At 62.8% G+C, this 13,723-nt stretch carries 10 protein-coding genes; 8 read left to right on the top strand and 2 right to left on the bottom strand.

Going from position 1 to position 13,723, the window contains the following annotated elements; translation table 11 throughout:
* The first annotated feature begins 149 nt into the window (after positions 1-149).
* The 6 genes from AC0L28_RS21490 (at position 150) to AC0L28_RS21465 (ending at position 9,001) form a co-directional block, all read left to right on the top strand.
* On the top strand, positions 150-2,027 hold the full coding sequence (locus AC0L28_RS21490) for an extracellular solute-binding protein (protein ID WP_473480060.1): 1,878 nt from the start codon (positions 150-152) through the stop codon (positions 2,025-2,027).
* Positions 2,027-3,913: an extracellular solute-binding protein gene (locus AC0L28_RS21485; RefSeq protein WP_473480058.1), complete on the top strand. Its 1,887-nt coding sequence runs from the start codon at positions 2,027-2,029 to the stop codon at positions 3,911-3,913. Before AC0L28_RS21490 ends, AC0L28_RS21485 begins: the two co-directional genes overlap by 1 nt.
* Before the next feature lie 252 nt (positions 3,914-4,165).
* A complete protein-coding gene (locus tag AC0L28_RS21480) occupies positions 4,166-5,260 on the top strand; it encodes a microcin C ABC transporter permease YejB (protein ID WP_027151652.1) in 1,095 nt (364 codons plus the stop codon).
* Positions 5,260-6,399: an ABC transporter permease gene (locus AC0L28_RS21475; RefSeq protein WP_473480056.1), complete on the top strand. Its 1,140-nt coding sequence runs from the start codon at positions 5,260-5,262 to the stop codon at positions 6,397-6,399. The genes AC0L28_RS21480 and AC0L28_RS21475 overlap by 1 nt, the downstream gene beginning before the upstream one ends.
* Complete coding sequence (locus AC0L28_RS21470) at positions 6,396-8,027, top strand: ABC transporter ATP-binding protein (RefSeq protein ID WP_287184151.1); 1,632 nt, start codon at positions 6,396-6,398, stop codon at positions 8,025-8,027. Before AC0L28_RS21475 ends, AC0L28_RS21470 begins: the two co-directional genes overlap by 4 nt.
* 32 nt (positions 8,028-8,059) lie before the next feature.
* Positions 8,060-9,001 carry a 2-hydroxyacid dehydrogenase gene (locus AC0L28_RS21465; RefSeq protein ID WP_023802069.1) on the top strand — a complete coding sequence of 314 codons (942 nt, stop codon included), beginning with the start codon at positions 8,060-8,062 and terminating at the stop codon, positions 8,999-9,001.
* Here the strand turns inward: AC0L28_RS21465 and AC0L28_RS21460 are convergent.
* Positions 8,998-9,330, bottom strand: coding sequence for a hypothetical protein (locus AC0L28_RS21460; RefSeq protein WP_023802068.1), 333 nt, complete (start codon positions 9,328-9,330; stop codon positions 8,998-9,000). The genes AC0L28_RS21465 and AC0L28_RS21460 overlap by 4 nt on opposite strands.
* A gap of 216 nt (positions 9,331-9,546) precedes the next feature.
* Between AC0L28_RS21460 and AC0L28_RS21455 the strand changes: the two genes are divergently transcribed.
* Together AC0L28_RS21455 and AC0L28_RS21450 are read left to right on the top strand one after the other, a co-directional pair.
* The gene (locus AC0L28_RS21455; RefSeq protein ID WP_023802067.1) at positions 9,547-10,557 is read left to right on the top strand and encodes a ligase-associated DNA damage response exonuclease; all 1,011 of its coding nucleotides are present in this window, start codon (positions 9,547-9,549) and stop codon (positions 10,555-10,557) included.
* A 76-nt stretch (positions 10,558-10,633) separates the two neighbouring features.
* Positions 10,634-12,235, top strand: a complete 1,602-nt coding sequence (locus AC0L28_RS21450; protein ID WP_473480053.1) for a cisplatin damage response ATP-dependent DNA ligase — start codon at positions 10,634-10,636, stop codon at positions 12,233-12,235.
* 106 nt (positions 12,236-12,341) lie between these two features.
* Here AC0L28_RS21450 and AC0L28_RS21445 read toward each other — a convergent pair whose 3' ends face one another.
* On the bottom strand, positions 12,342-13,580 hold the full coding sequence (locus AC0L28_RS21445) for a hypothetical protein (RefSeq protein WP_473480051.1): 1,239 nt from the start codon (positions 13,578-13,580) through the stop codon (positions 12,342-12,344).
* Between the last annotated feature and the right edge of the window lie 143 nt (positions 13,581-13,723).

Raw genomic sequence — 13,723 nt, 5'->3', positions numbered from 1 at the left:
CATGGACAAACTCTTAGAAAAGCCGGGTTCAGCCCGGCTTTTTCAATTGGAAAAGCGCATGTGCGGCGACAAAGCCGGCCTGTCGCGGTTTTCATGAGCGTCAAATGAACTAGATTGTCCGCTAACAGCTATCGCACAGAGGAGAAGGCATGACGGTTGGCCGAACGTTTCTCAGATCGATGCTGGTTGTGGCGGCTTTTGCCGGCGGCCCGCAGGCAGCCTTGGCGGATGAATGGCGCACCACCTCGTCGCTGATCGGCGACTCCAAATATGGCGACAACTTCCAGCACTATGATTACGTCAATCCGAACGCGCCGAAGAGCGGCTCGCTGAATTCGGTGGTGCTTGGCACGTTCGACAGCTTCAATCCCTATATCGTCCAGGGTTCCGCCGCGGCTGGCTTCGCCCCGTTCGGCGGCGGATTGCTCTACGACACGCTGATGGAGCAGGCGACTGACGAAGGCAGCGTCAGCCATCCGCTGATCGCCGACGCCTACAAACATCCCGACGACTATTCGTCGGCGACCTACCGACTTGATCCGCGGGCCAAATGGCATGACGGCAAGCCGATCACCACCGACGATGTAATCTGGTCGTTTCAGGTGCTGAAGGCCAACAGCCCGATGTACAGCCGCTATTTCGAGAATGTCACCGATGCGGTCGCGGTTTCCGGCCGCGAGGTGGAATTCCATTTCGACCAGAAGGGCAACCGGGAACTGCCCAAGATTCTCGGCGATCTCGTCGTGCTGCCAAAGCACTGGTGGGAAGGTACCGACGCCACCGGCAAGAAGCGCGACATCACCAGGCCGACGCAGGAGCCGCCGCTGGGGTCGGCCGCCTACAAGATCGCCAGCTTCAAGCCGGGCTCTGAAATCATCTGGCAGAGGGTTCCGGACTACTGGGCTGCCAAGCTGCCGGTGAAGATCGGCCGAGAAAATTTCGACAGGCAGCGTTTCAGCTACTTTCTCGACGACAATGCCGCCTGGCAGGCCTTCACCAAGGGCGGACTGCATGACATCAGGTCGGAAAACAGTTCGAGGCGCTGGAACACCGCCTATAATTTCCCGGCGGTCCAGGCCGGCGATGTTATCAAGCAGGAATTCAAGACCGCCTCACCCGAACCGATGCAGGCCTTCATGCTCAACACGAGGCGTCCGCTGTTTGGGGATCGTCTGGTGCGCGCCGCGCTGACTTACCCGCTCGACTTCGAGGCCATGAATCGTACGTTGTTCTTCGGTTCCAACACCCGTACCAGCAGTTACTTCCAAGGCACCGAACTGGCATCGAGCGGCCTGCCGCAAGGCAAGGAGTTGGAAATCCTTGAGCAATATCGCGACAAGCTGCCGCCCGAAGTCTTCACCCAGGAATTCAAGCTGCCGGTCTACGATTCGCCGCAGGCGGAACGCAAGTATCTCAAGACTGCGGTCGATCTCTTCGCCAAGGCGGGCTGGGTGATCAAGGGCGGCAAGATGGTCAATGCCAAGACAGGCGAGCCGTTCAAGTTCGAAATCCTCGGCTGGAACGATACCGACCAGGTCCTTTCCAGTCCCTATATCGCCAATCTGCGCAAGATCGGCGTCGACGCCACGCTGCGGCTGATCGACCAGACCCAATACATCAACCGCCTCAACAATTTCGATTTCGACGTCACCATATCGCAGTTGGGGCAGTCGGATTCGCCTGGCAACGAGCAGCGTGACTTCTGGAGTTCCAAGTCCGCAGACACGCCTGGATCGCGCAACTACGCCGGCATCAAGAATCCGGTCGTCGATGCGCTGGTCGACCGCGTCATCTTCGCGACCGACCGTGACGATCTGGTTGCTGCCACCCATGCGCTCGACCGGGTGCTGCTGTGGAATTACTATGTCGTGCCGCAACACCATCGGTCGGCGGTCTGGATAGCGTACTGGAACAAGTTCGGCATCCCGGAAAAGCAGCCGGCCTATAGCGGCGTCGACCAGAATTCCTGGTGGATCGATGCGGACAAGGAAAACGCGCTGGCGGCAAAATACAAGAGTGGCAATTGATGGCGGCGCTCCCCCGCCGCGTCTCGCTGGCCCGCCGCGACTTTCTGGCCTTGGGCGTCGCGGCCACGACGGCAGCGCTGTTGCCCGGCCGCGCCTTCGCCGCCATCCCGACGGGGGTCAAGCTGCATGGTCTGTCGGCCTTCGGCGACCTCAAATATTCCCCAGGTTTCACGCATTTCGACTATGTCAATCCGGACGCGCCCAAGGGCGGCCAGATGAATTTCGCACCGCCGAACTCCACTTTCAATCAGAGCTTCCTGACGTTCAACACGCTGAATTCCCTGGTGTTGAGAGGGGAATCGCCGCCGCGCACCGAACTCTGTTTCGATTCGCTGATGGCTAGCGCACTCGATGAGCCGGATGCGGTCTATGGCCGGCTTGCCGAGTCGGTTACCTTGTCGCCGGACCGCAATGGCTTCCGCTTCAGCCTACGACCGCAAGCACGCTTCCACGACGGCTCGCCAATGACCGCGGAGGACGTCGCCTTCGCATTGAAGCTTTACAAGGACAAGGGCCATCCGAACCTCTCCCAGGCGTTGCGGCATATGACGGAAGCGGTTGCGGCCGATCCGGTTACCGTGGACCTCACCTTCAACGGCAAACAATCCGCGCAGAATATCCTTGCGATCGTCGCCATGCCGATCGTGTCCAAAGCCTTTTATACGGTCAATGATTTCGATGCCTCGACGATGACACCGCCGCTCGGCTCCGGACCTTACAAAATAGGGCGCGTGGCGGCCGGACAGACCGTCGAATATGAGCGCGTCGCCGACTATTGGGGCAGGGATCTGGCCGTGAACCGCGGCGTCTATAATTTCGACCGCATCCGCATCGATTTTTACATCAATCGCCAGGCAGCGTTTGAAGCCCTGAAGAAGGGGGACACGCATTTTCGCGAAGAATTTACCTCGCGGGTATGGGCAACCGGTTACGACTTTCCGGCACTGAAGGACGGCCGGGTCGTCAAACGCGAATTTCCCGGCGAGAAAACGCCATCCATGCAGGCTGTCGCGCTGAACCAGCGTCGTGCTCAATTCCGCGATGTGCGCGTCAGACGCGCGATCGCCAATTGCTTCGATTTCGAATGGACCAAGCGGGTTCTGTTTTACGGCGCCTACGAGCGCTCGCAATCGAATTTCGAGCGGTCGGATTACAAGGCCGAGGGCCTGCCCTCGCCCGAGGAATTGGCCCTGCTGGAGCCGTTCCGAGCCGAGTTGCCGCCGGAAACCTTCGGCGAAGCGGTGATGCAGCCTGTCTCCGACGGTTCGGGCCACGACCGCAAGCTGCTGCGCGCGGCTTCGAGACTGCTTGCCGAAGCCGGCTGGAAGCGGGCGGGCAATTTCGTTGTCAATGAAAAGAGCGAGCCACTGCGGGTGGAAATGCTGGCCGAGGACGACGGCATCGTTCGGCTTTTGTCGCCGTGGGCCGAGAACATGAAAACGATCGGCGTCGACGCTTCGATCCGGCAGGTCGATTCGACGCAATATGAACAGCGGCAGAGCAATTTCGATTTCGATTTCACCCTGCTCGCCTGGTCGATCGGGGCGACGCCGACTGCCGACGGCCTGGAGATACTCTACGACTCGCGGATGGCGAAAACGCCGGGGATGCGAAATTATCCCGGCACGGAAAGCAAGGCCATCGATGCACTGATCGAGGCAGCCGGCAAGGCGCAGAGCCGGGTCGAACTGATCACCGGGCTCAAAGCGCTCGATCGGGTCTTGCGCGCGCGGCTAGACTGGATTCCAACATATTATCTCGCGAATCACCGAGTCGCCTATTGGGACATGTTCGGCTTTCCCGAGCAGAAGCCCGATTTCGGCTTTCCGGTCGAGGCGCTGTGGTGGTTCGACAAGGACAAGGCGGCAAAGATTGGCAAAGGGTGAATTTTTTGCGGGCGCCGGCGCCGCCCCTCACCTGCCTGCCGGCATCCTCTCCCCGTATAGCGACGGGGAGAGGGGCGCTTTCATCGATGGTTTCGCCAATCACAAGCGTGGCAGTAAAAGCGCCGAGATTGCGGCCAGCCCCTTTCTCCCCGTCACTATACGGGGAGAAATGTCCGGTAGGACAATGAGGGGCGGCGCTGGCGTCGACAATTGGCCTGAAGCGGTGCTCTCCCTCACGGAGGACCATTTCTGATGGGCGCCTATATCCTGCGCCGCATCCTGCTGATGATCCCGACCTTGTTCGGCATCATGGCGGTGTCGTTCGCCGTCATCCAGTTCGCGCCGGGCGGGCCGGTGGAGCAGGTCATCGCCAGGCTGACCAACCAGGGCGGCAGCGATCGCCTTGGCGGCGGCGGCGGTGACGCCGGCGCCAGCAATTTCGACGTGGCCGGCGATGCCGGTTCGAGATATCGCGGCGCGCAAGGGCTCGACCCCGAATTCATCGCCAAGCTGGAAAAGCAGTTCGGCTTCGACAAGCCGCCGCTCGAGCGCTTCGGCATGATGCTGTGGAACTATTTCCGGTTCGATTTCGGCGACAGCTATTTCCGCGACATTTCAGTGATCGATCTGATCCTGGAGAAGATGCCGGTGTCGATCTCGATCGGGTTGTGGATCACGCTGCTGTCCTACCTGATCTCGATCCCGCTCGGCATCCGCAAGGCAGTCAAGGACGGCTCGGCATTCGACGTATGGACCAGCGGCGTCGTCATTGTCGGCTACGCCATTCCGGGCTTCCTGTTTGGCATCTTGCTGATGGTGCTGTTTGCCGGCGGATCGTTCTACGACTGGTTCCCGCTGCGCGGCATCACCTCCGACAATTGGGACCAGTTGTCCTGGCCGGCGCGGATCGTCGACTATCTCTGGCACATGACCTTGCCGCTGACGGCGCTGGTGCTGTCGGCCTTCGCCACCACGACGCTGCTGACCAAGAATTCGTTCCTCGAGGAAATCCGCAAGCAGTATGTGGTGACCGCGCGCGCCAAGGGCCTGTCGGAACGGCGGGTTCTCTACGGCCACGTCTTCCGCAACGCCATGCTGATCGTGGTCGCCGGCTTTCCCGGCGCCTTCATCTCGGCCTTCTTCACCGGCTCGCTGCTGATCGAGAACATCTTTTCGCTCGATGGCCTCGGCCTGCTCGGTTTCAGGTCGGTGGTCGAGCGCGACTATCCGGTGGTGTTCGCCAATCTCTACATCTTCTCGCTGCTTGGCCTGATCGTCGGGCTGCTGTCCGACCTGATCTATACCTGGGTCGACCCGCGCATCGACTTCGAGCGGAGGGACGTCTGATGGCCGGGGCCGCAGCCGAAACGGCGCCGGAGCGGATCGCACGGCCCTGGCTGTCGCCGCTCAACCAGCGGCGGCTGCAGAATTTCAAGGCCAACCGGCGCGGCTACTGGTCGTTGTGGATATTTCTCGTGCTTTTCGTGCTGTCGCTGTTTTCCGAATGGATCGCCAACGACAAGCCGGTCCTCGTCTCCTACAAGGGCGAAATCCTGTTTCCGGTCGTGGTCGCTTATCCCGAGGAGAAGTTCGGCGGCTTTTATGCGGTCACCGACTACCGCGACCCGGTCATCCAGGACGAGATCAATGCCCATGGCTGGATGATCTGGCCACCGGTCCGCTACTCCTACCGGACCGTCAACAACGCCATCCCGGAGGCGGCGCCGACCAAGCCGTCCTGGCTCTACGACGTCCAGACACGTTGCAACCAGTATCCGCAAGGTGCCGCCGACCCCAATTGCGTCATCGGCAACTGGAACTGGCTGGGAACCGACGATCAGGCCCGCGACGTGCTGGCGCGCGTCGTCTACGGATTCAGGGTCTCGGTGCTGTTCGGCCTTATCCTCACCGCCGGCTCGGCGGTGATCGGCGTGACGGCCGGCGCATTGCAGGGTTATTTCGGCGGCTGGACCGACCTTCTGTTCCAGCGTTTCATAGAAATCTGGTCGGCGATCCCGGTGCTTTATCTGCTCCTCATCGTCGCCGCCATCCTGCCGCCCGGCTTCTTCATCCTGCTCGGGCTGATGCTGCTGTTCTCCTGGGTGGCGCTGGTCGGCGTAGTGCGGGCCGAGTTCCTGCGCGCCCGCAACTTCGAATATGTCAACGCCGCGCGCGCGCTGGGCGTACCCAACGGTACGATCATGTTCCGGCATCTGTTGCCCAACGCCATGGTGGCGACGCTGACCTTCCTGCCCTTCCTGCTCAGCGGCTCGATCTCGACGCTGACCTCGCTCGACTACCTTGGCTTCGGCCTGCCGCCCGGCTCGGCCTCGCTGGGCGAGCTCCTCAAGCAGGCGCAGCGCAACCTCAACGCGCCATGGCTGGGCATTTCCGGCTTCGTCGTCATCTCGCTGATGCTGTCGCTGCTGGTCTTCGTCGGCGAAGCGACCCGCGACGCCTTCGATCCGCGCAAGACGTTCAGATGAGCGAAGCCCCTCTCCTTTCGGTGCGCGACCTCAGTGTCGCCTTCGCGCAGGAAGGCCGTCAGTCGATGGCCGTCGACCACATCTCCTTCGACATCGCCAAGGGCGAGACGGTGGCGCTGGTCGGCGAATCCGGCTCCGGCAAGTCGGTCTCGGCGCTGTCGGTGCTGAAGCTGCTGCCCTATCCCGCCGCCAGCCATCCGTCGGGAAAGATCCTGTTCCAGGGCGCCGACCTGCTCGCTGCCGACGAGAAGGCATTGCGCCGTGTGCGCGGCAACAAGATCACCATGATCTTCCAGGAGCCGATGACCTCGCTCAACCCGCTGCACACGATCGAGCAGCAGATCGTCGAGGTGTTGACGCTGCACCAGGGGCTAGGCGACCGCCAGGCCAAGGCGCGCACGCTGGAGCTGCTCAACGAGGTCGGCATCCGCGAGCCGGAGAAGCGGCTCGACGCTTATCCGCACCAGCTTTCCGGCGGCCAGCGCCAGCGCGTCATGATCGCCATGGCGCTGGCCAACGAGCCGGAACTGCTGATCGCCGACGAGCCGACGACAGCGCTCGACGTCACCGTGCAGGCGCAGATCCTCGAACTGCTGGCGGAGTTGAAGAGCCGCAAAGGCATGTCGATGCTGTTCATCACCCATGATCTCGGCATCGTCAGAAAGATCGCCGACCGGGTCTGTGTGATGACCAAGGGCAAGATCGTCGAGACCGGGCCGACGAAAGAAATCTTCGCCAGCCCGCAGCACAGCTATACGCGGCACCTTTTGGCGGCCGAACCCAAGGGCAAGCCGCCGGCCGCCAACGCGGCCGCCAGGCCAGTGATGACCGGCCAGGACATAAAAGTCTGGTTTCCGATCAAGAAAGGCTTTTTCCGGCGCACCGTCGACAATGTGAAGGCGGTCGACGGCATCGACGTCACTGTGCGCGCCGGCCAGACGCTCGGCGTCGTCGGCGAATCCGGCTCGGGCAAGACGACGCTCGGCCTGGCGCTGGCCAGGATGATCTCGTCGACCGGGACCATCCAGTTCAACGGGCGCGACATCAACGAGCTGTCATTCAACGCCATGCGGCCGCTGCGGCGCGAACTGCAGATCGTCTTCCAGGATCCGTTCGGGTCGTTGAGCCCGCGCATGTCGGTCTCCGAGATCATCGAGGAAGGGCTGAAGATCCACGAGCCAAAACTGTCGCCCGATGAGCGCGACAAGCGCATTGTCGATGTGCTCGGGGAAGTCGGGCTCGATCCCGCCACGCGCAATCGCTATCCGCACGAGTTTTCCGGCGGCCAGCGCCAGCGTATCGCCATCGCCCGCGCCATGGTGCTCAACCCGCGCTTCGTCATGCTGGACGAGCCGACCTCGGCGCTCGACATGAGCGTCCAGGCGCAGGTGGTCGACCTCCTGCGCAGCCTGCAGGCGAAGCACGACCTCGCCTATCTGTTCATCAGCCACGATCTGAAGGTCATCCGTGCGCTTGCCAACGACGTCATCGTCATGCGCAATGGCAGGATCGTCGAAGCCGGCCCGTCCGAACAGATTTTCGAACGGCCGCAGACCGACTATACCAAGGCGCTGATCTCGGCCGCATTCAGGATCGAAACGGCGCCGGTCGGCATCGTCAGCGAGTAGCCTGTACCCGCATAAAGGAAAACGAACCCGCCATGGAAAAAGGCCGCGTCCTGCTTGCCCTCACCGGTATTCATCCAGGCCGTTGGCGCGAACTCTTATCGACCGAACGCGAGGTGGCGCTCGAGCCGGAAGGCGCCAGCGATCCTTCAATCACCTATGCGGTGGTTTGGAAGCAGCGGCCGAACCTTCTGTCGTCCCTGCCCAATCTGCGCGTTGTCTTTTCGATCGGCGCCGGCGTCGACCACATCTTCGCCGATCCCACCTTGCCCGACGTGCCGATCGTCAAGGTCGTGGCCGACAATTTGACCCACTACATGACTGAATATGTCGTCTGGCGGGTGCTCGATCACCATCGCCAGGGCATGCTCTACCGGTCGCAGCAGCAAAAGAAGATCTGGCACGAGCCGCCGCAGCGGCCGGCCGGCGACATCTCCGTCGGCATCATGGGGCTCGGCACGCTTGGCCGTGCGGCAGCGTCGGTGCTTTTGTCGCTCGGCTTTGCGGTCAATGGCTGGTCGCGCAGCGAGCGGCCGATGGACGGCGTTGCAACCTATGCGGGTGAGGCCGGATTGATCCCCTTCCTCAACGCCACCGACATTCTGGTGGTGCTTTTGCCACTCACTGCGCAGACGCATGGCATCATCAACTATGGCGTGCTGAAGGAGTTGAGGAAACGCAACGGCCTAGGCGGCTCGGTGCTGATCAATGCCGGGCGCGGCAAGTTGCAGAAGGACGCCGACATTCTGCGTGCGCTGGAGGACGGCACACTCAAGGAAGCAAGCCTCGACGTGTTCGAGGTCGAGCCGCTGCCGAAGACCAGCCGGCTATGGAGCCACCCAAAGGTCTTCGTGACGCCGCATGCGGCGGCGACCTCCGATCCCGTGCATCTGGTGCCGATCATGCTGCGCCAGATGGCCGCCTTCGAGCGCGGCGAGAAGCTCGAGAACGTCGTCGATCGCAACGCGGGGTATTAACCCGGCTTGCCACATTCGCGGCGGGCGATCGACCGGTTCATGGCGTCGATCCGGCCACTTGCCTGTTCGACGTCGCGCTGGGCCTTGGAACGGGCATCCGGCGTGAACGGGCCGAGGCCCACCCCGGGATCGGAGAAGGACGGCTTGGCATCCTGCGGAAGGCGGTATTGCTGCGCCAGCCGGTTTCGTTGCGCCACCAATTGATCGCAAGGCACGCTGTCATATTGCAGCGAGGACTGGACATTCGCGTCCTGTCGCTCGGCGATCGAGGTGCCGACGCAACCGGCTATTGCCAGGCAAGATGCCAAGACCACCAAGTTCCAGCGCATGCAACGTCCTCCTTGTCGGTGTCCTGCCCTTTCGGGCATGCGAATCGGACTTTTTCGCAGCCGCCGCCACGTGTGGCGCAGGTGAACGAAAAGGGTCGCCGGACAAGGCCTGATGCGATTTCGTGATGGAGATCCCGCCGACAGTTGCCTGTATGCCGAGTCAGCAGTCACTTGCAACAGGCTTCCCGCGCCGGAATTAGCAACTATCTTGGAGCCATGCGCGCCAGCGACCTGCTTCACCCTCGGCCCGAGGGCCTTTATTGCCCGCCCGGCGATTTCTTCATCGATCCGGTGCGGCCGGTCAGCCGGGCGCTGATCACACACGGCCATTCCGACCATGCCCGTTCCGGCCACCGCTCGGTGCTGGCTACACAACAGACGCTGGACATCATGCGGCTGCGCTACGGCGAGGGTTTTGCCGGGACGACGCAAGCGGCAGCACTTGGCGAGGCGATTGCGCTGAACGGCGTCACCGTAACCTTCCATCCGGCCGGCCATGTACTGGGCTCGGCGCAGATCGAGGTCGTGCATCAGGGCTCATGCATCGTCGCTTCGGGCGACTACAAGCGCCAGAGGGACGCGACTTGCGAGCCGTTCGAACCGGTCAAGTGCGACGTGTTCATCACCGAGGCGACTTTCGGCCTGCCGGTGTTCCGTCATCCGACCGATACCGAAGAGATCGCCCGCCTGCTGAAATCGACGGCGCAGTTTCCCGAACGCGCGCATCTGGTCGGCGCCTATGCGCTCGGCAAGGCGCAGCGCGTCATGCGCTTGCTGCGCGACGCCGGCTACGACAGGCCGATCTATATCCACGGCGCGCTGGCCAAGCTCAGCGACTACTATCAGAGCCAGGGCATCGAGCTCGGGGCGCTGGAGCCGGCGACCGTCGAAAGCAGTGGCAAGGAGGATTTCACCGGCGCCATCGTCGTCGGCCCGCCATCGGCGTTCGCCGACCGCTGGGCGCGGCGCTTTCCCGATCCGATCTCGTGCTTTGCCTCCGGCTGGATGCGCATCCGCCAGCGCGCCAAGCAGGGCGGCGTCGAGCTGCCGCTGATCGTTTCCGACCATGCCGACTGGGACGAACTGACCGCCACGATAAGGGAAACCGGCGCGGAGGAAATCTGGGTGACGCATGGCCGCGAGGAAGCCCTGGTGCGCTGGTGCGAACTCGAAGGCATCGCTGCCAGGCCGCTGCATCTCGTCGGCTATGAGGATGAGGGCGATTGATGGTGGTCACGGCCGATGTAGCGCTTCACGGCGGCGCGACAGAACGCAAGGCTGGCCCATTGGCGCGGCCCGCATTATGAACCGCTTCGCCGAACTCCTCGACCGCCTCGTGCTGACGCCGTCGCGCAACGGCAAGCTGAAGCTGTTGAGCGATTATTTCCGCAGCGTCGAGGATGCGGATCGCGGTCTGGCGCTGGCTGCCATCACCGGCGACCTGACCATCGCGGCGGTCAAGCCGGCGATGCTGCGCGCGCTGGTCATGGAGCGCATGGACCCGGTGCTGTTCGGCTATTCCTACGACTATGTCGGCGACCTGGCGGAGACGGTGTCGCTGGTCTGGCCGCAATCGCCGGCGGATATCGCCAACCATGAGCCGACGCTCGCCGAGGTCGTCGCGAAATTGCAGGCGGCGAGCCGTTCCGACGGGCCGAAGGTGCTGGCCCGGCTGCTCGACAGCGCCAGCATCTCGGCGCGCTTCGCCATCATCAAGCTGGTCACCGGCGGCCTGCGCATCGGCGTTTCGGCGCGATTGGCCAAGCAGGCGCTGGCCGATCTCGGCAAGGTCGACGTCGCCGAGATTGAAGAACTCTGGCATGGGCTGACGCCGCCCTATGCCGAGCTGTTCGCCTGGCTGGAGGGCAAGGCGGAAAAACCCAAAAAGACAGCCCTGGCGCTGTTCCGGCCGGTGATGCTGTCCAACCCGATCGGCGACGGCGACCTCGAAAAGCTCGATCCGGCCGACTATGCCGCCGAGTGGAAATGGGACGGCATCCGCGTCCAGGCGGTATCGGAAGGCGGTGTTCGCCGGCTCTACTCGCGCACCGGCGACGATGTCTCCGGGGCTTTTCCTGACCTCGCAGAGGCGATGGATTTCTCCGCCACCCTCGACGGCGAGCTTCTGGTCGGCGATCCCCGGCAGGCGACCGGCACGTTCTCGGACCTGCAGCAGCGGCTGAACCGCAAGAGCGTGACACCGAAGATCCAGCAGCAATACCCGGCCTTCATGCGCTGCTACGACATGCTTCAGATCGGCGACGAGGACTTGCGCATGCACCCTTTCCGCGAGCGGCGCGGCCACCTCGAAGGCTTCGTGCAGACGCTCGATCCGAGCCGCTTCGATCTCTCGCCGCTTGTCGAATTCTCCGACTGGCAGGCGCTGGAGGAATTGCGCCGCAAGCCGCTGCATCCGGTGATCGAAGGCGTGATGCTGAAGCGCTGGGATTCGCCCTATCTCACCGGCCGGCCGAAAGGTCCATGGTTCAAATGGAAGCGCGATCCGCACACAATCGACGCCGTGCTGATGTATGCCCAGCGCGGCCACGGCAAGCGTTCGAGTTTCTATTCCGACTACACGTTTGGCGTCTGGTCCGGCCCGGAAGGATCGGAGGAACTGGTGCCGGTGGGGAAAGCCTATTTCGGTTTCACCGACGAGGAACTGAGGCAGATCGACAAATATGTCCGCGACAACACGATCGAGCGCTTCGGCCCGGTCCGCTCGGTGCGGGCCGACCGCAGACAAGGCCTGGTGCTGGAGGTGGCGTTCGAAGGGCTTAACCGCTCGACACGGCACAAATCCGGTGTCGCCATGCGCTTTCCGCGCATTTCACGGCTGCGCTGGGACAAGCCGGCGGCCGAAGCCGACCGCATCGAGACGCTGCAGGCGCTGCTCGATAGTTAGAGCGACGTGCGTCCAATTGGACGCACAAAGTACGCTCTAACAGTTATAATCTACGCATCGTGCTTTCCGAAAATCGATTCCGATTTTCGGGCCGATGCGTTGAGGCTCAAGGAACAATCGCGACGCGGATCTCGTAGATGTCGACCGACTTGCCCTGCTTGTCGAAGTCGGAATTGATGGCGATGGTGCCGGCAGCGCCCGGACGCTTGTCGGGAAACCGCACATCGAAGAGGTATTCGTTGCGCTCGTGGCCGACCGCGTAGCGCTTGCGGCCGCAGTCGCCGAGTTCGCCGAAATTGCAGTCGACGGAGATCTGCGTCTCCTGGCCCTCCTCGGAGCGGGCGATGATGTCGAACGTGGCGTGCTTGCCGGCGAGTTTGTCCAAGACCCCTTGCTCGACGTCGAAGCTGATCGCCGAACCGGAGGCGCCCGACCGGATGCGCAGGAAAGAACCGCTGTCGTCCTGCATGACTTCGGCCTTGGCGTCCGAAGGCGCGCTGACAAGCGTCGGGTCGCTGGGTGAAAACACATTGATCCAGTCGCGCGCCTCATCCGCCTCGCCGGCGTTCAGCGGCGGGGCGGTGTCGCCTGGCGGCGTGAAATCATCGTCTTCCACCGTCGGTGGCGTTTGCGGCGGGGCGGTGTCGAGTTCGGCCGCCGACTTGAAGACGCCGGTCTGGGCAGCGAAATAGAGGCCGATGCCGGCGGCTGCGAGCAGCGTCACGCCGAGGAAAATCGCGGTGAGAGGCAGGCGGGGACCTCTCACCCGCCTGTCGTCGCGGTCGGGCATCACCTCTGCGTCGCCGTCTCCGGCCGATTGGGGGGACGACAAGTCGATCTCCGGCGCATCGGGAAAAGCCGCTTCGGGCATGATGTCGGGAACGACCGGCAAGACACGCGAGCGCGGCGCATCGGAAGCTGGGGGTGCGTCGGAAGCAGGAGGCGCGACCGATGCAGGAGACTCCGCCGGACCGTCAACAATGACCTCAGGCGGCGGCGCCGGTTCAGCGTCGGCGCCGGCATCCGGTTCGGCATTGGCCTCGGGTTCGGCATCGGCATCGGCTTCGCTGCCAGCCGGCTGCTCCACAGCCGGTGCAGCAGCGTCGTCATCGGTCGGCCGGCCGACAGCGGGAACCGCCGGCAGGAATTCGGATTCGATTTCGGTTATCTTGGCCTGCACCGCCTTGCGGCGCTTGATGGCGACTTCCACCGTCACGTTCGGGTTGGCCTGCAGGGCACGGTCAAGTGCGGCGAAGGCCGATCGGTAGACCCGCTCGCGAAACGCGCGGTCTTCGGCATTGCCTTTCTCGAAGGCATTCCGGATCGCTTTTTCGATCGCGTCCAACGGGGACCCCTCTGCACGTACGGTCACATTGTCATGATCGTTAGCCGCAGGCGACCGATCAATCAACGGGCCAGCGGCCGCATTCTGCCTTGGCGATGCGTCCAATGCCGATTTCGGCGGTTTTCGGTAAAGGAATCAACATT

The organism is Mesorhizobium sp. WSM4847 (assembly GCF_055811335.1).
The sequence above is the reverse complement of the archived record's forward strand: the minus strand, read 5'-3'. Positions and strand labels throughout refer to the sequence as shown.